Below are 2,150 nucleotides of genomic sequence, written 5' to 3'. Positions count from 1 at the left end.
CCCTTGGCCAATGGTGAACCGGGTATTAGCTTGCTGGTAAAAAAGGCTGCCAACGCTAACGGCTTAGCCGTTGCCAATGATTTGCGCGCCTTTGTCGAAGAGCAGCAAGCGCTGGTCCCTTTAGGCGTGGAGTTAAGTGCCTTTAACGACACCACCCGCTATGCCCGCAACTTACTTGAGATGTTAACCAGCAACGCCTTGGTGGGTATGTGTTTGGTTTTTATTACCCTTATGGCGTTCTTCCCTTTTCGCTTTACGATTTGGGTAGTGGTGGGTATTCCCACCGCGATTATGCTGACGTTCATTGCAATGCCGATGTTTAATATATCGATGAACCAGCTTAGTATTTCCGGCTTAATATTGATGCTTGGGGTACTGGTGGACGACGCCATTGTTATCGCTGAAAGTATTTTCAGAGAAGCGGAGCGCGGTAAATCGCCACTGCAAGCTGCGATTGATGGAACTGCCACTATGGCGGCGCCGGTCATTACCAGTTCGGCGACTACGGTATTGGCTTTTATGCCCTTGGTGTTTTTGTCGGGTACCGAGGGCAAGTTTTTATGGATGCTGCCCGCCGTAGTGGTAATGGTGCTACTTGCCTCATTGATCGAGTGCAAATTTATGTTGCCTGCGCATATTGCTCATGCGCTAGCGGGCGCCCAGGCAAAAAAGGGACAGTCTTTATCCCGGCGTTGGTTTGAACCCGTTGAAAGGGGTTATGTTTGGATCATGGGGCATATGTTTCGCCATCGTATTATCAGCTTCATCGTTATTACGTTAGTGGCGAGTTTAGCCTATGTGTATAGCGCCCACCGCTTGTCATTGGATCTGTATCCCGACGGAGATACAGACGCGATTTCTGTCAAAGTGGAGCTTCCGCTGGGCAGCTCCTTTGAACGTACTCGTGAGCGACTCTGGCAACTAGAGCGTGACATGCGCGAGATTGTGGGCCCGGATTTGCTGGCCAGTAAAATCACCATTGGCCACCACGACGCTGCTAATGTCCCGGGTGTTACCGAGGGGCGGCAAGATTCATGGGGTATGTTAGATGTGTATTTAAAAACGCAATCCGAACTAAGTCGCGGTTCATTGCGTATTGCTGAAGACATGCGCGCGTTTGCTCGTAGTCAGGCCGATCTTCAGATGATTCGGGTGATTCCGGTTGAAAACTCGCCGCCGACGGGAGAGGCCGTCGAGTTAGATATTGTTGCTAACTCGGAAGACCGCTATTTGGTCGCTGACCAGCTTGTCCACGAGCTAGAGCAAATGCACGGCGTCAATCGCGTTTGGACTTCCTACAAGCCTGGTAAAGACGTTATTGATTTGCAGCTAAAGCACGAATTATTGGCAAACTACGGTCTAACCGTAAGTGACGTAACCCAAGCGGTGCGAGTCGCCTTTGACGGTTTACTGGTTGAAGAGATGCAAACCGTGGATGAGCGTATACGTTTTCGTTTGCAATACCGCCAGCCGGAACAGGGGCAAATGGAAAGCCTTTACGGTCTAAGCTTAATTAATAATCGTGGGCAAACGGTACTGCTGCGCAGCGTGGCGGAGTTTGAAACCCGGCCAGAACAGGCAACCTTGTTCCACTACTTTGGCGAGCGCACGGTCACGGTGTATGCTGAGATCGACAAAGAAATAATGTCGGTGGCGGAGGTCAATCAAAAGGTCGCAGACGGCATCACTGAACTGCAATTACGTGAGCGCTTCCCCAGTGTAAAAATAATAGCCGGTGGTGAAGCGGATCGTCAGCAAGACGCTATAGGCAATGTTGGCAGTGCGGCGCTTATTGCCGGTTTCGGCATTCTATTACTTCTGGTCTTGCTGTTCGATTCCGTAACCCAGCCTTTACTCATTATCTTTGTTATTCCTCTTGGGATATTGGGCGTGATGTTTGCCTTCGCCATACAGGGCATGAATTTGAGCTTGTCGGCGCTGGTTGGTGTCACCGGCTTGACGGGCATTTTAGTCAACGATTCATTGATTATGATTGACCAATTAAACCGTGCACGGCGCGACGGCTTTATTGATCGGGATACCTTGGTGGCAACAGCGCGCACTCGATTGCGGCCAACCTTTATCACCACGGTTACCACAGTGGCAGGCTTGTTCCCGGTGGCTTACGGCGTGTTTGGCATAAACCCCAT

General features: G+C 50.7%; 1 protein-coding gene. It reads left to right on the top strand.

Annotated elements, in window-relative coordinates:
- Nucleotides 1-2,150: efflux RND transporter permease subunit (locus tag ABYT30_RS18650; protein WP_373098024.1), on the top strand; the 2,150-nt coding region annotated here is incomplete at both ends.

The sequence above is a fragment of the Zhongshania sp. genome (assembly GCF_041623545.1).
Taxonomy (GTDB): domain Bacteria; phylum Pseudomonadota; class Gammaproteobacteria; order Pseudomonadales; family Spongiibacteraceae; genus Spongiibacter.
This window is presented reverse-complemented; position numbering and strand designations above follow the sequence as displayed.